Below are 17,342 nucleotides of genomic sequence, written 5' to 3'. Positions count from 1 at the left end.
CCCCTTGCTAGCTCATGAGCCCCGGGGCGGAGACAGGAAAGGCCGCCTTCCGGGGCGGCCGTCCGTTGAGGAATGCGAATCTCGCGCCGCCTAGGAGCGGCGCCACCACTGAAGCTGCAAGCGGATTCGCATGCCGCAAGGGTAACCGCCGCATCGGAGATCATGCAACGCGACACCCTGGTGGGCCGCCCCAGGACGGCGGCCGGTCAGGACACTATGTCGAGAGGGGCCAGTTCGGGGCGCTTCGGGTCGACGCCGTCGCCCGAGGAGCGGCCGTTGATCCGCCTGCTGATCCAGGGGGCGAGGAACTGCCTGGCCCAGCGCAGGTCGTCCCTGCGGGCGTGGGTCCACTGCGGCGGCAGCAGCGGCGGGTACGGCTCGCGCCAGTCCTCCCCGACCTCGACCCCGATCACCTCGGCCGCGTGCAACGCCACCCTGCGGTGGCCGTCGGGCGACAGGTGCAGCCTGTCCTGGTTCCACGCCCGCCTGTCGCGCAGCACCGCCATCGGCCACAGGTCGACCAGGAAGGCGTCGTGCCGTCGGGCGATGTCGTGGATGTGCAGGTTGAAGATCTCGATCTTGCTGTGCGCCAGCCGCATCACCGGCACCTCGCGCAGGTCGAAGCCGGTGAACAGCATCACCTTGGCCCCCGCCGCGTTCAGCGCCGCGACGCCCTCTTCCAGCCTGGCCGCGACCACGGCGGGTCCGCTGCCGGGGCGCAGGATGTCGTTGCCTCCCGCGCACAGCGACACGAGGTCGGGGCGGAGCGCGACGGCCCGCGGCACCTGCTCGCCGACGATCTCGTCGATCAGGCGCCCGCGCACGGCGAGGTTGGCGTAGCGCAGGCCGGGCTGTTCGGCCTCGATGTGCTCGGCCAGCCGGTCGGCCCACCCTCGGTACCCCACGTCGGCGGGGTCCTCCAGCCCTTCGGTGAAACTGTCCCCCAAAGCGACATACGAAGTGATTCGTCCCATGACCGGATAGCTTGCCAAGCGGCGAACTCCCTACGCGACCGTAGCCACCGCGCGACAGCGGGAGAATCGCGCGCCCAGGTCGTGCGTCGTGACGGGGGTCACGTTGTCCTGGTCCGATGGCGTATGTTACTGGTAGGTAATGCGAGTTCGAGCTCACAGGGACCTGCCCGTCCCCATGCCGGACGGGGTGACGCTGCTCGCCGACCGCTACGAGCCGATCGGGGCCGAGCGCGCGCCGGTAATCCTGATCCGCTCGCCGTACGGCAGGCGCGGGCTGTTCGGGCTCGTCTACGGACGCGGGTTCGCCCGCCACGGCTTCCAGGTCGTGATCCAGAGCTGCAGGGGCGGGTTCGGCTCGGGAGGGCTGCTCGACCCGCTCGGCGACGAGCACGACGACGGCATGGCGACCGTCGAGTGGATGCGCCGCCAGGAGTGGTACCCGGGTGCGTTCGCGATGCACGGGCCCTCCTACCTCGGCTACACGCAGTGGGCGATCGCGCCCTACGCCGGACCCGAGCTGAAGGCGATGGCCACGCAGATCACCGCCTCGCAGTTCAGGGACGCCGCCTACGTGGGCGGGGCCTTCGCGCTGGAGTCGGCGCTGAGCTGGACCACGCTGACCAACGGGATGTCGCGCAGGTTCGGCGGCGCCTCGGTGTGGACCGCGCCGCGGCTGACCAGAAGGGCGGTGCTGTCGGGGCGGCCGGTGGCCGAGCTCGACCTGGTGTCGGCCGGGCAGGCGCTTCCTTTCTACCGGGACCTCCTGACTCACCACGCCGATCCGGCCGTGCCGTACTGGCACAGGCGGGACTTCTCGGCGGCGGTCGGAGAGGTGGAGGCGGCGGTCACCATGCTGGGCGGCTGGTACGACGTGTTCCTGCCGTGGCAGCTGCGCGACTACCTGGCGATGCGGGCGGCGGGGCGGCGGCCGTACCTGACGATCGGGCCCTGGTGGCACATCGACGTCAGGCACGGGGCGGTGACCAGGGCCGAGGCGCTGGCGTGGTTCAGGGCGCACCTGCTGGGCGACCCGTCGGGGCTGCGGGACTCGCCCGTGCGGTTGTTCGTGACGGGGGCCAGGGAGTGGCGCGACTACCCCGACTGGCCGGTGCCGGGGATGCGCGCCGAGCGGTGGCACCTGCAGCGCGCGTTCGGGCTCGGGCCCGAAGGGCCGCCGGAGTCCGCGCCCGACGGCTACCGCTACCACCCCGGCCATCCGACGCCCGTGCTGGGCGGGCCCGTCCTGCTGGCCGACTCGCGGCCGCGCGACCAGCGCAGGCTGGAGGCGCGCAGGGACGTGCTCGTCTACACCTCGCCCGTCCTGCGCGAGGACACCGAGGCGATCGGGCCCGTGTCGGCCGAGCTGTACGTCAGGTCGAGCACGCCGTACGTCGACGTCGTGGTGCGGGTGTGCGACGTGCATCGGGACGGGCGGTCGATGAACGTCTGCGAGGGCGTGCGGCGGCTGACGCCCGGCGACTCCGGCGAGATCCGCAAGGTGCCGGTGGACCTGTGGCCGATCGCGCACCGGTTCGCCAGGGGACACCGGATCAGGGTGCACGTGGCGAGCGGCGCCTACCCGACCATCGCCCGCAACGCCGGCACGGGCGATCCGCTGGGACTCGCCGGGCCCATGGTGCCCGCCGACGTGGAGGTCTTCCACGATCCCGAGCGTCCTTCCGCGCTCGTTCTGCCGCTTGTGCGCGCTTGAGACTCCTGCCGGGCCGCCCGGGCGCTCGCGTCCTGTGAGCGCCCGCCTTCGTCCGGGACGGCCGGCAGGCGGGCGCGTCCGCTCCGGTTCGCCGGGCGCCGGGGTCGGTAGAGTCGGGGCGTGCGGGCCGCTCGGTTGATGTCGTTGGTGCTCCTGCTCCAGGGACGGGGTGGGATGACGGCGGCCGAGCTGGCCAAGGAGCTGGAGGTCTCCGAGCGCACCATCCACCGTGACGTGCTCGCCCTGTCCGAGGCCGGCATCCCCGTCTACGCCGACAGGGGAAGAGCTGGCGGCTACCGCCTGGTCGACGGGTACCGCACCAGGCTGACCGGGCTCGACAGGGCAGAGGCCGAGGCGTTGTTCCTGTCGGGCGTGCCCGACGCCCTGCGCGACATGGGCCTGCGCGACGTCGCCGCCGCCGCCAGGCTGAAGGCCGCCGCCGCGCTCGCGCCCGGCCTGCGCGACGCTCCGGCCACCGCCGCCCAGCGCTTCCATCTCGACGCGCCGGGCTGGTTCGCCAGCGACACCCCTCCGCCCGAGTCGCTCGCGCCACTGGCCAGGGCGGTGTGGGGCGACCATCCGGTGACCGCGAGGTACAAGGGGGCCGAACGGGCCGTCGAGCCGTACGGGCTGGTGCTGAAGGCGGGCGTCTGGTACCTGGCGGGCCGGGCGGGCGAGCGCCTGCTGGTCTACCGTGTGGACCGCTTCACCGACGTGAGCGTGGAGACGGGCGTGCGCTTCGACCGTGACACCGCCTTCGACCTGGCCGCCTTCTGGGGCGAGCGGTCGGAACAGTTCACCCGCTCCCTACTCAGGACCCAGATCACGCTGCGCCTGTCCCCCACGGGGATGCGGATGCTGCGGCACGTGGCCGACCCCGCCGCGCTGGCCGACGCGCTGGCCTCGGCGACCGACGACGGCACGGTGGTGCTGGCGGTCGAGTCGGTGGGCATCGCCTACAGCCAGGTGCTGGCCTTCGGCCCCGAGGCCGAGGTGCTCGAGCCGGCCGAGCTGCGCGCCCTCATGGCGGAGGCGGCGAGCCGGCTGTCGGCCCTGTACGAACAGCCGTGATCGATGCGGGACGCCGGGTGGAAGCCCGAGACCTCGCGCCCGGCCATCCTGCCCGGCACCACACACGTCACGCTCGCGCACAGGGCCGAAGGGCGCGCACCCGGGTGCGCGCCATCGTCCGTCGCTAGCGGTAGTCGGCGGGGTCGGCGGTCTTGCCTGCCTCGCGGACCTCCACGATCCATCGCCACACGTCGGGCCTGCTGCCGTCCAGGTCGGTGAAGCCGTACTCCTTGGCCAGCTCGCCGCTGGAGACCGAGGAGCCCGACCAGCGCATCCTGTCGGGGTCCGTGACCAGCGCGGCCACGGCCCTGCCAGTGAAGGCGGGAGTTTCGGACAGTATGAAATCCTCGTGAACCTTGGCCCCATCGCGCCAGTTGTCCTCGGTGACGCCGAAATGCTCCAGCATCATCTCCGAGCGCAGGAAGCCCGGCGTGATCGACACCGCGGCGCACCCGTGCGGGCGCAGCTCGTGCGACTGGGCGAAGGCCAGCCTGTTCACCGCGGTCTTGGCCAGGTCGTAGAAGATCGAGTTGCGGTAGTGGGTGCCGTTGAAGTCCGCCGTGCCGTCGGTGACCTCGACGACGAGCCCGCCGGGCCTGCGGATGAGCAGCGGCAGCGCGTGGTGGCTGGTGATGAGGTGGGTGTCGATCGCCAGCCGCAGCAGCCTCAGGCCTTTGTCCAGATCGTGCTCCCACACGGTCGTGTCGAACGTCCACAGCGGGTCGGCGCCCCAGACGTCGTTGACGAGCACGTCGAGCCTGCCCTGCTCGCGGTCGATCCGCTCGATCAGCTCCTTGACCTGGGCGGGGTCCAGGTGGTCGGTCCGTACGGCGATGCCCTTGCCGCCCGCCTCGGTGACCAGCTCGGCGGTCTCCTCGATCGTCTCGGCCCTGTTCATCTCCGAACGCTGCTGACGGGTGCTGCGTCCTGTGCAGTAGACCGTGGCTCCGATGGCTCCCAGCTGGACCGCGATGCCCCTGCCCGTTCCCCTGGTGGAGCCCGCCACCAGCGCGACTGTTTCGTTCATGGGACGATCGTCGCGCGAAAGCCCGACATCCTCTGTCATGTTTTCGACGAGTCCTCTGTGATAAGTAGTTGGTTACTATGAACAGCGAATTCGAGCTCCGCGGCGTCAACCACATCGCGCTGGTCTGCTCGGACATGAAGCAGACCGTCGACTTCTACTCCGGCGTCCTCGGCATGCCGCTGATCAAGACGATCGAGCTGCCCATGGGCTGGGGCCAGCACTTCTTCTTCGACTGCGGCGGCGGCAACGCGCTGGCCTTCTTCTGGTTCCCCGACGCGCCCGAGGGCGTGCCGGGCGTGTCGGCGCCGAAGAACCTGCCGGACAGGGGCGAGCTGCTGTCGGCCGTCGGGTCGATGAACCACCTCGCCTTCGACGTGCCGCCTGACAAGATCGAGGAGTACCGGGACCGGCTCGTCGCCAAGGGCATCGACGTCGGCGTGCTGCTCAACCACGACGACAGCGAGTTCGGCGTCGCCCCAGGCGTGCACGAGGGCGTGTTCGTCAGGTCCATCTACTTCAAGGACCCCGACGGGGTCCTGATCGAGTTCGCCTGCTGGCTGCGCGAGCTCGACCGCCCCGGCGACGTACGGCACGAGCCGAAGACCGCCAACGACAGGACGGTCTGATGCCGCGCCTTCGTCAGGTGCCTCGCGAGGAGGTGAGCGACGAGGTCGTGGCCTTCTTCTACGACCGGCTGCTGACGCCCGAGGGCACCGCGACCGGCTCGCCCGGCGACTGGTGGACGGTGTTCGCTCAGGACCCGGCGATCTTCCGGCACTGCGTGAAGGGCTTCCAGCTCTACCGCGAGTCGAAGCTGGACCCGGTGCTGCGCGAGCTGGGGCAGACCAGGGCGGGATGGGCGCGGCAGTCGCAGTTCGTCTACTCCCAGCACTGCAAGCAGCTGCGCGCGCTCGGCGTGCCGGAGGAGAAGGTGAGCGCGGTCGCGCACTGGCAGGTCAGCGAGGTGTTCGACGAGCTGGAGCGGGCCGTGCTCGCCTACACCGACGGCCTGGTGCTCGACGGCGGCCGCGTGCACGACGAGGTCTTCGCGGTGCTGAAGAGGCACCTGCCCGACGGGCAGATCCTTGAGCTGACCTACGTGACCTGCCTGTACGAGATGCACGCGACCATGGCCAGGGCGCTGCGGCTGGAGTTCGACGACCGCCCCGATCCGATCACCGAGGTGCCCGCCCCCGAGGGGTACGGCATTCGCGACATCGCCGACGAGCTGACCGTTCGGCGCGGGGACTCTACCGTTCGGCGAAAGGAGACCTGACCGAAACAGTTACATATTTACAGTGCCGGGCAACGGAAGGGAGAAGGCCTTGCCCGGCGACAACCGCGATCGCAGCCCCTGGTACCGGCTGCCGCCCACCCCGATCGCCTTACCGCCCATGGCGTTCCTCTCCCACGCCGCCGAGCCCCGGCTGTCCGGATCACCGCGGCCCCACCGGCTCCGGCTCGCCTTCATCTTCCCCGGCGTCGCGACGACGACCCTCGCTGCCCCGATGAACCCGGGCGGGCACCCAGGCCAACGGCGGCAAGCTCACCTCGCCGGTCGTGAAGGCCGGCGCGGCGCCGCTCATCCTGCTCATCGACCCCGGTTCCCCGTCATCCCGCGGACGCCGCTCGACCTGATCGTCGCGGTCGTGGTCACGCTCGTGGCCAGGGCGGCGAAGGCACCCGACGGCCAGACGGGACCGGTCCCGACCAGTGCACCGCCGACAAGGGCGCCGCCCGGTCAAGGATCTGAACCTCGACGCTTCCACATAATGAGACACCCCAGTTTAGGCCAAACCGTAATGTCTCAGTAATTGGGATCTATTACTGGGAAACGTTAGTGTGCGGGAATCTTACTCACGTTCCGGAGGATCTTTTGGTCACCCCCGAATCCGGGCAGAAACGCACCGACCGCAGTCCATGGAACTGGCTGCTGTTCGTGCCGATCGTGCTGCCGCTCCTGACGTTCCTGTTCAACGCCGACGAGCCGAGGCTTGCGGGCTTCCCGCTGTTCTACTGGCTGCAGCTTGCCTTCATCCTCGTCGGCGTGACCTGCACGACCATCGTGTACAGGATGACCAAGTGAGCGGGCACACGACCGAGCTGGTCGTCTTCGTCGTGCTGTTCCTGATCGTCAGCGGCATGGGCTTCGTGGCCGCCAGGTGGCGCAGGCCCGACAACATCGAGAGCCTGCACGAGTGGGGCCTCGGCGGGCGCAACTTCGGCACCTGGATCACCTGGTTCCTGGTCGGCGGCGACCTCTACACCGCCTACACCTTCGTGGCCGTCCCCGCCCTGGTCTTCGGCGCGGGCGCGCTCGGCTTCTACGCCCTGCCGTACACGGTGGTGGTCTATCCGCTGGTCTTCCTCGTGCTGGCGCGCATGTGGTCGGTGTCGCACGTGCACGGGTTCGTCACGCCCGCCGACTTCGTGAGGGCGCGGTTCGGCTCGCCGACTCTGGCGCTGCTGATCGCCATCACCGGCCTGATCGCCACCATGCCGTACATCGCGCTGCAGCTGGTCGGCATCGAGGCGGTGCTGAAGGCGATGGGCATCACGGGACACCTGCCGATCATCATCGCGTTCGCGATCCTGGCGGCCTACACCTACCAGTCGGGCCTGCGGGCGCCCGCGCTGATCGCCTTCGTCAAGGACACGCTGATCTACATCGTGATCCTGGCGGCGGTCATCTACATCCCCGCGAAGCTGGGCGGCTGGGACTTCATCTTCAGCAAGGCCGCGGAGAAGTTCGCCAAGACCCCGGCGCCGGGTGACGGCATCCTGCTCACCGGCGCCAACCAGCTGCAGTACATCACGCTGGCCTTCGGCTCGGCGCTGGCGCTGTTCCTCTACCCGCACAGCCTCACCGGCGTGCTGGCCTCCAAGAACCGCAACGTGATCAAGCGGAACATGTCGGCGCTGCCCGCCTACAGCTTCCTGCTCGGCCTGATCGCGCTGCTCGGCTTCATGGCGATCGCGGCGGGCACCAAGCCGGTCGTCAACCCGGCCACCGGCAAGGACGACAACAACACGATCGTGCCCGTGCTGTTCGACCAGATGTTCCCCGACTGGTTCACCGGCGTGGCCTACGCGGCGATCGGCATCGGCGCGCTGGTGCCCGCGGCGATCATGTCGATCGCGGCGGCGAACCTGTTCACCCGCAACATCTACAAGGAGTACATCAACAAGCACGCCAGCGACGCCCAGGAGGCCAAGGTCTCCAAGCTGGTCTCTCTGGTCGTCAAGGTGGGCGCGGTGCTGTGCATCCTGCTGCTCGACCCGCAGTTCTCCATCGACCTGCAGCTCATCGGCGGCGTGATCATCCTGCAGACGCTGCCGTCGGTGGCGCTGGGCCTCTACACCCGGTGGTTCCACAAGGGCGGCCTCATCGCCGGCTGGGCGGCGGGCCTGTCGGCCGGCATGTGGATGCTCTACCTCATCCCGAACCCCTCCAACGGCAAGCTGCACTTCGGCGGGTCCGCGTTCCCGCTGAAGAACCTCGGCTTCGACACCACGATGACGATCTACGCGGGTGCGATCGCGCTGACCGTCAACCTCGTGGTCGCCGCGGTGGTCACGCTGATCCTGCGCGCGGCCAAGGTGGCCGACGGCGAGGACGCCACCTCCCGCTCGGAGTACTTCGCCGACGAGGGCGACCCGCGGGTCAAGGACCTGGACCTGTCCGGCTCCCACTGATCCCTCCCCCGGCAGGGGGCGGTCCCGCCCGCGCGAGGCGACCACTTCCCGTGGTCGCCTCGCGTATTCATCTGGAGTCAGACGATCTGCGGCTCTACGATGGCGACCATGAACCGGGTGAGCATGGTGACGACGCTGCGAGCCATCGCCGGATACCGGCTCTCCGAGGCCCGGTGGGCGCGCGTGGACAGGGCGCTCACCGCCATGGAGGAGGCGCTCCAGGCGGGGGCGCGGGATCGGGTGACGCGGGCCGTACAGGATCTGGCGCTGATCGGGCCCGTGCGCATCAGCACCAGGTACGGCGACCCGCCGCGGGTGCCCGCCTCGGAGGAGACCAGGGAGCGGCTGAACCGGCTGATCTTCACCCTCAGCGAAGAGGAGCCCGCCGAGGATGGATGAGCGGGCGCTGGTCGTCCACCTGTTCGCGCCGGCCGGCCGGTCCACCGAGCCGCTGGAGAGGCTGTGGCGCGACCTCGGCGACCGGCTCGGCATGACCTGGTCGATCCCCGAGCTCGGGCCGTACGAGCTGCGGCCGGACGAGCCGCCCCGTGGGCGCGTGCTGGCCGCGCGGCAGTCGAGGTCGCGGTCGGAGATCTTCCAGGCGGTGGTGTGGCGCAGGCACGACGTGCTGGCGTTGCTGGTGGCGCTGGCGCCGCCGGCCCGGGACGGGACCGGCTGGGCGGAGCTTGAGGCGCGGTGGGCGCGGGTGGCGGGTGACACCTCGGCGTGGGCGCTGGGCGAGGCCCGCCTGCTGACCTGCGTGGGCCCCGGCCTGGACACTCCCCTCGACGAGGCTCCCCACGGATTCGCCGCCGAAGGGGCGAGGCTGGTGGCGGGCGGGCACACGGCGCTCATGGAGGAGCCGGGCGCCGAAGGACGGGCGCTGCGCAGATTCCTCGCCGTCGCCGCGGCCCGGGAGCGGGCCGCCTCGGACGCGTGGCTGTGGTCGCGCGGCACCGACGACTTCCCTCCGCTGGCCGCGCACCTGCTGCACGCGGCCAAGGTCAGGCACCAGCTGAGGGTGCGCGAGGGCTTCGACGCCGACCGGCTGCTCGGGCCGGCCGACAGGGCGCTGCGGCTCCGGCGCGACGGCGCCGACGGGGCCGACGGGGCCGACGACCTGGTGGCCGAGCGCAGGCGGCTGTCGGAGCTGCTGGCGGGCCCCGAAGGACTCACACTCGCCGCGACCAGGATGCGCGAGATGGAGCGGACGGTGCGGATCGCCGCCGCGAACATGCGCCAGGCCCACGGCGAGCTCGAGCGCGACCCCGGCCCCGTCCGCGACGACCTGGAGCTGGCCGGCTGGCTAGAGCAGCGGCTGGCCGACGACCTGCTGTACCTGGAGGCGGGACGGGAGCGGGTGCGTGACGCGCTCACCGAGGCGATCCAGGCGGCCGACGAGGCCGTGCAGGACCGGCGCGAACGGCTCCAGCGGCGGGAGGAGGCGGCGCAGCGGCGGCGCGAGCGGATCGACCTGCTGCAGACCGCCGTGATCGGCTCGGTGCTGATGGTGCTGGCCGCCGTCCAGGCCTTCCAGTACCGCGTGCCGCTCCCGGGTCCCGTCACTCCCGCCGTGATCGCGGCGCTGGGGTCCCTGGCGTTGCTGCTGGCCACCGTGACGCTGTGGCGGGCCGCCGACCAGGGCCGCGGGGCCGGGATGGCGGTGCGGGTGTTCGGCGGGCTGGCGTGCGCGGCGCTGGCGTGGGTGGGGTGCGCGGTCCTCACCCACCTGCTCGCGGGTACGGCGGCGCCGGTCTGGCTGACGTGGACGGTGGCGGTGCCGTCCTTCGGTCTGGGCGCCGTCCTGATCAGGCCCCGCTGACCGTCATGGGCCGATGTGGGTGAACGGCGCCCAGAGGATCGGGGCGTCGGGGTGCCGCTCTCGTAGCGCTCTGACCGCCAGATGGAGGCCGAGCGCGGCGGCGCGGGGGTCGGGTTCGCGGGTGCCGCCCGCGGTCATCATCGCGTAGACGTCCTCGACCAGGCCCGGCGCGTGCAGGTCGGCGATCGGCCACAGCGTGCCGATCACGCTGGGATATCCGGCGAGCTGCACCGTGGCCGCCAGGCTCACGCCCTCGTCGGCCAGCAGGTCGCCGCCGCGCGAGGTCTCGCACCCGCTGAGGAAGGCGAACTCGGCCCTGTCGAGGCGGGTCGCGGCCAGCTCCCTGACCGTCAGCGGGCCGTCGTGCAGCACCAGCCGTCCCTCCGACGGCGCGGCGGGATCCTGCTCGGCGTGGCAGGCGAAGTGCACCCACGGGCTGGAGGGCAGGGCGTCGAGGACGGCGGCGCGCACGGCGTCGGGCCCCACCAGCGGAAGCGTGTCCCTCAGCATCCGCCGTACCGCCTCGCTCTCGCGCTCGGCGCCCGGCAGGTCCTCCTCGCCTGGCGTGCTCGGCAGCGCGACCAGCAGCGGGCGGCCCTCGGCGTGCGGCCCCGCCTCGCGGCGGGCGTGCGCGAGCGCGCGCAGAGTCGGGGTGTAGGAGGAGACGGCGACGTCGAGCGCGACCGCGTGCAGCGGGAGCAGCGACAGGGCGCCCGTCGGGCACCACCACAGGCGGGGCCAGGTGCCCTCGGGCGGGGCGTGCAGGCCGATGGCGTCGAGGACGGGGCGGCCGACCCGTTCGGCGAGCCAATCGAGAGTGGCGGGGACGCGCTCGAGGACGCCGGGGTCCGGGTCGTCGTCATGGGTGTAGGCGTCCAGCGCGTCGACGAAGGCCGCGGCGCTCTCGGCGACGGCTGCCGAGCTCAGCCCGGGGAGCGGGACCAGCCGGACACCGCCGGCGGTGACGATGAGCGCGTCGCAGCGGTACACGCTGACGTTGACCACGACCACGGGGCCGTCCTGCGCGGCGGCGCGCAGCGTCGCGAAGGGCGGAGGGAGCAGGAAGCCGGCCAGCCCAGGCCGCGCCCTGATCTCGGTGAGCGTCTCCTCCCTTTCGCGGGCCAGGACGTGGCGCGTGTCGAGGTCCTCGACGGTGTCGAGGCCGTCCTGGATGTCGGCGAGCCTGGCGGCCAGCGAAGGGGCGTGGCGTTCGAGCTCGTCATGGACCGGGCGGGCGTCGATGATCTGGGCGAGCAGCACTCCCCTGCCCTGTTCGAGCAGCTCGACCGCGCGCTCGGGCAGGCCCGCCGCGATCGCGCAGGCGGCGGCGTCGCAGGCCAGCCCCTGGAACTCGGCCAGCGCCCGTTCCTGGTCCTGGCGCCGCATGCCGCGCCATGCCGCGGCGTCGAGCAGCCCGACGGCCGCGGCGAAGGCGTCCGCCGCGGCGGCGGGGCCGTCGTTCTCGGCCACGAACGCGCCCCACCGCTTGGCCACGCCCGCCCTCCACGCGGGGGCGGCCGTGGCGACGGCGGCGGCCGCGGCGAACTGCTCGACCGCCTCGATGCGGTCGTGTTCGTCGCCCGAGCGTTCCCACCTGTCGGCCAGCGCCTCGGCCAGGTGCAGCCGCGACACCGAGAGCACGGGTTCGTCCTCCGCCGCGCCGTCGACGGCCTCGCGCAGCGCGCGGATGGCGCTGTCGAGCTGCCTGCCCTTGCCTGTCATCAGCGAGCGCAGGCGCAGTGCCATGCCGAGCTGTCCGGCGGCCGTGACCTTGGCGTGATCGCCTCTGGGCGCCCTGCGGACGACCTCCCGCAGGATGGCGACGGCCTCGTCGAGCAGTTCGGTCTGCTGGAGCCTGCGCCCGGCGACCAGGTCAGGCACCGACGGCGGTGCGTCTTCCCGCAGCAGCGACAGCGCGAGCGCCAGCCGTTCGTCAGCGGTCAGCGCGCCGTCCTCCAGACTCACGAACCGCAGCTGGAGCGCCGTGGCCAGGCCGATCGCCGCCCCGGTGTTGGCGGCGGGCGCGGCGGCGGCCGCCGCGCGCGCCACCTCGACCGCCTCCTCCAGCGCCTCGGGCGTGTCCCGCCTGGTCAGCGCCCTGCCGAGGTTCGTGAGGATCATGTGGCGGTGCAGGTGACCCTTGGGCGCCCGCTCGAGTGCGCGCCGGTAGGTGTCGATCGCCTCCTCCAGCGCTTTGTGCTCCCCCGTCCTGTCGAAGCGCATGATCAGGACGGTCGCCAGCGCCGAGGCCCACCCGCCGCTGTGCGGGTGGACGGGCGGGGTGAGGGCGACGCACTCGCGCATGACGGCGATCGCCTCGTCCAGGTCGGCGACCGAGCCCGTCATCTCGTGCCTGCGGCCGAGGGCGGAGCCGAGGTTGGCCAGGTACAGCGGCCGGTAGTCGTGGCCGACCGGCGTGGCGTCGACGGCGGCCCTGTGGCCCTCGATACAGGCGTCGAGGTCGGCGCGCCTGCCCCACCGCTCATAGACGGCGAACCGCGCGGAGGCCAGCCCGGTCAGCGCGACGCCGCGCTCGGGATGGTCGGCCGCGGTCTGCTCGACGGCCTGCCGGTAGACGTCGGTCAGCCGCTCCAGCAGGGCGTCGCCGCCTTCGACGCCGTGCTTCAGCGCCAGCGCGTTGGCGAGGTTGGCCAGATAGAGGCCGCGCTCGGGATCTCCGGCGGGCGCGGCGTCCACCGCCTGTCCGAGCACGGCGATCATCTCGTCCGCCCCGCCCAGCTCGCCCGACCACTCCATCCGCTGGCCCAGCATCCTGCCGAGGTTGGTCAGCAGCGCGGCTCTGCCCGGATGTCCCTGCGGCGCCTCGGCGAGCGCGTCGCGCAGCATGGCGATCGCGCCGTCGACGTCCTCGATCCGGCCCGACCGCATGGCCTGCGCGACGATCCCGCTGCCCAGATCACTGAGTACGGCGGCGCGCAGCCCCGCTCCCGTGGTGCCCTGCTGCCGCATCGATACGAAGATCTCGCGCATCGCCGCCAGCTGCTCGGCGTCGAGGGAGGGCGGCTCGCCGTACAGAAGGGCGCCCGCGATCAGATGGATCTCCCTGCGCATCGGTTCGGGGACGCCGGGCAGGCCCGCGCGGACGGTGTCGAGAGCCCGCCCGAGCTCCTCCCGCGCGCCCGGCTCGTCGGAGACGAGCACGAGGGCGGAGGCGAGTTTGGCGGTCCTGAAGAGGAAGTAGGAGTCGTCCGCGGGGGTGGCCGCCACCACCGCGCGCAGCTTCGCGGCGTGTTCGCGCAGGTCCGCCATGTCGCCGTCGCGAGCGTAGCGCTGCCGGTGGGCCTCCGCGTGGTTGCTGAGCGCCAGGACGGCGAGCGGGTCACCGTCGGGCAGCAGCGCGACCGCCTCGCCGAACAGGTCGGCGGCCTGGTCGAGGTGCTCGGGCGGACCGCCGACGCGGAAGTCGTTCATCAGGACGATGCCCCTGCCGACGCGCGCCCTGCCCGCCGCAGGGTGGCCCGGAGGGGCGGCCCTGACCGCCCTGGCCTGCAGGACGAGCGCCTCGTCCAGCAGCGCCCTTTCCTCTGTCGAGTCGAAGGTCCTGGATAGGATGTCGCCCAGGTCCGACAGCCACTCGGGGTAGGCGGGGTCGTTCTCGGAGGTGAGCGCGAGCGCCCTGCGGCAGGCCGCCGCGGCCCGTTCCAGATCCCTGACATCGCCGCTGTACGCGAACCGCGTCGCGTGCGCGATGCCCGCCGCCATGGCCGCGCGTGCGCGTACCGCTCTGAACCCGCCCACGTTCATGATGACAGCGTCGGCCAGACGGGCCGTCCGCGCCTGAGTAGCGGGCTACTCAGCGTGCCTCGGGTTGGCCACCGCCAGCTTGTCGCGCACGATCTCGGCCAGCACGCCGAGCAGCGCTCCGCCCTCCAGGTCTCCTTCGCGGATCGCCTTGGCCAGCTCGGCGTCGTCGGCCACGCCGAGCAGCGCCAGGCGTTCGGCGTGGGAGGCGGTGTGAGAGGGGCCGAGCTCGATCTCGCGCTCGACCATGCCGAGAACATTGATCGCCACCCTGGTGTGGAAGCGCACCCGTCCCTCCACCTCCGGCAGCACGTCCGCCTGCAGGAACTCGCGGACGGCGGCGACGAGCTGGGTGGTCGTGGGCAGGTCGTGCGGAGCGCTCATAAGGAACCCCTTATTGACCAAGCAACGATTATCGGTTGTGATCCTGCCATGAGTTCCGCCGTGCCGGACAGCGTCAGGCAGGTCCGCGACGCCGTCCACGCCTTCATGACCGAGCGGGTGGAGCCCGCCGAGCCCGACCTGCTGCGCGACGACGGCTCGCTGCTAGCGCGGCTGCAGCAGGAGGCGAGGAAGGAGGGCCTCTGGGCGCTCGGGCACCCGCGCGAGCTGGGCGGCGGCGGGCTGCCGTTCATGGACTACGTTTACGTCAACGAGGTGCAGGGGCGCAGCGAGTTCGGGCAGTTGGTGCTCGGCACGTTCACCCTGCAGGACTCGCTGATGCTGCACGAGCACGCCTCCCCGGAGCAGCGCGAGCGGTACCTGGAGCCGCTGGTGCGCGGCGAGATCTGGCCGAGCTTCGCGATGACCGAACCTCTGGTGTCCAGCAGCGACCCGACCCAGCTGCGCACCGAGGCGGTGCTCGACGGCGACGAGTGGGTGATCAACGGGCACAAGTGGTTCACCACCGGCGCGTCACGGGCGGCGTACACGACCGTTATGTGCAGGACCGAGCCCGAGGACGCGCCGCCACACCTGGCGTTCTCGATGATCCTGGTGCCGACGGACACCCCCGGGTACACGATCGTGCGCGAGACGCCGGTGCTGGGCCTGTCGGGGGCGCACTGCGAGGTGCGCTACGACGACGTGCGGGTGCCCGCGGCGAACCTGCTCGGGCCGCGCGGACACGGGTTCGTGATCGCGCAGCGGCGGCTCGGGCCCGGACGGATCTTCCACTGCATGCGCTGGCTCGGGCAGGCGCAGCGGGCCTTCGACCTGATGTGCAGGCGGCTGCACGCGCGGTCGGCCTTCGGCGAGCCGCTGGCGCGCAAGCAGCTGATGCGGCAGCACGTCTTCGACTCCTACGCCGAGATCCAGTCGGCGCGGCTGCTGACGCTGCACGCGGCGCAGGCGCTGGACGCGGGCGAGGACGCGCGCGTGGAGATCGGGGCGATCAAGGTCGTGGGCGCGCGGATGCTGCACAACGTGATCGACAGGGCCATCCAGGTGTACGGCGCGGCGGGACTGACGCCCGACACGCCGCTGGACAGGATGTACCGGCACGCGAGGGCGGGACGGATCTACGACGGGCCCGACGAGGTGCACGTCGACTCGGTGGGGCGGCGGATCCTGGGGGCCTACACGGGCGGGGGCAACTGGGAGTTCGGGCTGCGATGATCGCGGAGATCGTGGCGGAGGTGTTCGGGCGGGGGTGCGAGATCCCGTCGCGCGCCCGGCTGTCGGGGGGAGCGTCGCGGGCGACGTGGGCGGTGGACGTCCTCGACCCCGCCGGCCGGCTCCACGAGCTCGTCATTCGCCTCTCCCCCGCTGCCGCGGGGACGCCCTCCGCTCCTCGGGAGGGCGTGGGCGGGATGGGGCTCGGCTTGCTCGAGGAGGCGCGGCTGCTCCGGGCCGCCTCGACGGCCGGGGTGCCGGTGCCCGAGGTGGTCGCGGCGACCGGGTCGTACCTGGTGATGCGCAGGGTCGAGGGCGAGACGATCCCCAGGAGGATCCTGCGCGACGACCTCTACAGCGAGGCCAGGCCCAAGCTGGCCGCCCAGTGCGGGAAGGCGCTCGCGGCGGTGCACAGGATGCCGCTCGACGCCGTGGCGGAGGCCGTACCGGAGGATCCGCTGGCCGCGTGGCGGGAGGTGCTCGATCTCACCGGGCAGCCGCACCCGGTCTTCGAGCTGGCCTTCCGCGAGCTGGCCCGCACCAGGCCGGCGAGCGGCAGGACCACCGTCGTGCACGGCGACTTCCGCAACGGCAACCTCATCGTCGGGCCCGAGGGCGTCAGGGCGGTGCTGGACTGGGAGCTGGCCCACGTGGGCGACCCGGTCGAGGACCTGGGCTGGCTGTGCGTGAAGGCGTGGAGGTTCGGCGCGCGGCCGCCCGTCGGCGGGTTCGGCGAGTACGACGACCTGGTCGCCGCCTACGAGCGGGCCTCGGGCCATCGGGTGGACAGGGACGCGTTGCGCTGGTGGGAGATGTTCGGCGTGCTGAAGTGGGGCGTCATCTGCGTCACGCAGGCGATGCGGCACCTGAGCGGGTCGACGCGTTCGGTGGAGCTGGCGGCGATCGGCAGGCGCGTCTGCGAGACCGAGTGGGACCTGCTCGAACTCCTCCGCGCCGTTCCCTGTCCCCCGGCGCCCGGCCGGCCGGGCGCCGGGCCGCTCAGGTCCGCCGCGCGCGGGGGACGGTCGCGCTCCGCGGGGTGAAGGCCGCCACGATCACGTCGACCAGCCCCTCCACCACCCGCCCGCGCTCGACCTCGGGGTGTTCGAGCCACCAGTCGCCCGTCGTCTGCACCATGCCGACGAAGGCGTGGCCGAGGATCTGCGCGCGCACGGGGTCGGCCACGACCTCCTCGGCCGCCAGCACCTCGCCCAGTTCCTCGCCGAGGCCGCGCACCAGCGCCGTCATGTGGGATCGGACGCTGGTGTCCTCGACGCTGGCCCGGTGGAACAGGAACCGGTAGAGGTTGAGGTTGGCCGAGATGAGGTCGAGGTAGATCTCGATGGCGGCGCGGGCGCGGCGGCGCGGATCGGTCCTCGCCCTGTCGAACTCGGTGCGCAGCTGCGAGATGACCCTGCGCACGTGGCGGTCGGCCAGCGCCTGGTAGAGGCCGCTCTTGTCGCCGAAGTGCCGGTAGAGGATCGGCTTGGTGATCCCGGCCTCCGCGGCGATGGCCGCCATCGACACCTCGGGCCCTTCACGCAGGATGGCCCGGTCGGCGGCGTCGAGCAGCGCCTTGCGCCGATCGGGGTCCCTGCCGTTCACTGGGCCAGGATAGCCCCGCCCACCTCGGCGTCCACCGGGTGAAGGCCGCGTGAGGACCGT

At 72.0% G+C, this 17,342-nt stretch carries 15 protein-coding genes; 10 read left to right on the top strand and 5 right to left on the bottom strand.

Going from position 1 to position 17,342, the window contains the following annotated elements; translation table 11 throughout:
• Positions 1-206: 206 nt before the first annotated feature.
• Positions 207-974, bottom strand: a complete 768-nt coding sequence (locus AB0B45_RS09665; protein WP_358127867.1) for an SGNH/GDSL hydrolase family protein — start codon at positions 972-974, stop codon at positions 207-209.
• Positions 975-1,113: 139 nt separating this feature from the next.
• On the opposite strand from AB0B45_RS09665, the gene AB0B45_RS09660 reads away from it, so the two are divergent.
• Together AB0B45_RS09660 and AB0B45_RS09655 are read left to right on the top strand one after the other, a co-directional pair.
• Positions 1,114-2,685, top strand: a complete 1,572-nt coding sequence (locus AB0B45_RS09660) for a CocE/NonD family hydrolase (protein ID WP_358127865.1) — start codon at positions 1,114-1,116, stop codon at positions 2,683-2,685.
• A gap of 120 nt (positions 2,686-2,805) precedes the next feature.
• Positions 2,806-3,756, top strand: coding sequence for a WYL domain-containing protein (locus tag AB0B45_RS09655; RefSeq protein ID WP_358127862.1), 951 nt, complete (start codon positions 2,806-2,808; stop codon positions 3,754-3,756).
• 124 nt (positions 3,757-3,880) lie between these two features.
• Here the strand turns inward: AB0B45_RS09655 and AB0B45_RS09650 are convergent, their stop codons facing one another.
• Positions 3,881-4,783 carry an SDR family oxidoreductase gene (locus tag AB0B45_RS09650; RefSeq protein ID WP_358127861.1) on the bottom strand — a complete coding sequence of 301 codons (903 nt, stop codon included), beginning with the start codon at positions 4,781-4,783 and terminating at the stop codon, positions 3,881-3,883.
• Positions 4,784-4,860: 77 nt separating this feature from the next.
• Between AB0B45_RS09650 and AB0B45_RS09645 the strand changes: the two genes are divergently transcribed.
• The 6 genes from AB0B45_RS09645 to AB0B45_RS09620 all read left to right on the top strand — a co-directional run bounded on the left by AB0B45_RS09645 (position 4,861) and on the right by AB0B45_RS09620 (position 10,301).
• The gene (locus tag AB0B45_RS09645; protein ID WP_358127859.1) at positions 4,861-5,409 is read left to right on the top strand and encodes a VOC family protein; all 549 of its coding nucleotides are present in this window, start codon (positions 4,861-4,863) and stop codon (positions 5,407-5,409) included.
• A complete protein-coding gene (locus AB0B45_RS09640) occupies positions 5,409-6,059 on the top strand; it encodes a carboxymuconolactone decarboxylase family protein (RefSeq protein WP_358127857.1) in 651 nt (216 codons plus the stop codon). Before AB0B45_RS09645 ends, AB0B45_RS09640 begins: the two co-directional genes overlap by 1 nt.
• A 600-nt stretch (positions 6,060-6,659) precedes the next feature.
• A complete protein-coding gene (locus tag AB0B45_RS09635; RefSeq protein WP_358127856.1) occupies positions 6,660-6,869 on the top strand; it encodes a DUF3311 domain-containing protein in 210 nt (69 codons plus the stop codon).
• Positions 6,866-8,479 carry a monocarboxylate uptake permease MctP gene (mctP, locus tag AB0B45_RS09630; RefSeq protein WP_358127854.1) on the top strand — a complete coding sequence of 538 codons (1,614 nt, stop codon included), beginning with the start codon at positions 6,866-6,868 and terminating at the stop codon, positions 8,477-8,479. The genes AB0B45_RS09635 and mctP overlap by 4 nt, the downstream gene beginning before the upstream one ends.
• Before the next feature lie 108 nt (positions 8,480-8,587).
• Positions 8,588-8,878 carry a CATRA system-associated protein gene (locus AB0B45_RS09625; RefSeq protein WP_358127852.1) on the top strand — a complete coding sequence of 97 codons (291 nt, stop codon included), beginning with the start codon at positions 8,588-8,590 and terminating at the stop codon, positions 8,876-8,878.
• Positions 8,871-10,301: a CATRA conflict system CASPASE/TPR repeat-associated protein gene (locus tag AB0B45_RS09620; RefSeq protein ID WP_358127850.1), complete on the top strand. Its 1,431-nt coding sequence runs from the start codon at positions 8,871-8,873 to the stop codon at positions 10,299-10,301. The genes AB0B45_RS09625 and AB0B45_RS09620 overlap by 8 nt, the downstream gene beginning before the upstream one ends.
• 3 nt (positions 10,302-10,304) lie before the next feature.
• Here AB0B45_RS09620 and AB0B45_RS09615 read toward each other — a convergent pair whose 3' ends face one another.
• Both AB0B45_RS09615 and AB0B45_RS09610 read right to left on the bottom strand, forming a co-directional pair.
• Positions 10,305-14,066 (bottom strand): CHAT domain-containing protein, encoded by a 3,762-nt coding sequence (locus AB0B45_RS09615; RefSeq protein WP_358127848.1) that lies wholly within the window; start codon positions 14,064-14,066, stop codon positions 10,305-10,307.
• Positions 14,067-14,111: 45 nt separating this feature from the next.
• On the bottom strand, positions 14,112-14,447 hold the full coding sequence (locus AB0B45_RS09610; protein ID WP_358127846.1) for a DUF6285 domain-containing protein: 336 nt from the start codon (positions 14,445-14,447) through the stop codon (positions 14,112-14,114).
• Between the two features lie 48 nt (positions 14,448-14,495).
• Between AB0B45_RS09610 and AB0B45_RS09605 the strand changes: the two genes are divergently transcribed.
• Together AB0B45_RS09605 and AB0B45_RS09600 are read left to right on the top strand one after the other, a co-directional pair.
• Entirely contained in the window at positions 14,496-15,680 is a 1,185-nt protein-coding gene (locus tag AB0B45_RS09605; RefSeq protein ID WP_358127844.1) for an acyl-CoA dehydrogenase family protein, read from the top strand.
• Entirely contained in the window at positions 15,677-16,720 is a 1,044-nt protein-coding gene (locus tag AB0B45_RS09600) for a phosphotransferase family protein (protein WP_358127842.1), read from the top strand. The genes AB0B45_RS09605 and AB0B45_RS09600 overlap by 4 nt, the downstream gene beginning before the upstream one ends.
• On the opposite strand, the gene AB0B45_RS09595 is transcribed toward AB0B45_RS09600, so the two are convergent.
• On the bottom strand, positions 16,677-17,282 hold the full coding sequence (locus tag AB0B45_RS09595) for a TetR/AcrR family transcriptional regulator (protein ID WP_358127840.1): 606 nt from the start codon (positions 17,280-17,282) through the stop codon (positions 16,677-16,679). The genes AB0B45_RS09600 and AB0B45_RS09595 overlap by 44 nt on opposite strands.
• Positions 17,283-17,342: the final 60 nt, after the last annotated feature.

Origin of the sequence: Nonomuraea sp. NPDC049152, assembly GCF_040648355.1 — a bacterium.
In the GTDB taxonomy this organism is placed as follows: domain Bacteria; phylum Actinomycetota; class Actinomycetes; order Streptosporangiales; family Streptosporangiaceae; genus Nonomuraea.
The sequence above is the reverse complement of the archived record's forward strand: the minus strand, read 5'-3'. Positions and strand labels throughout refer to the sequence as shown.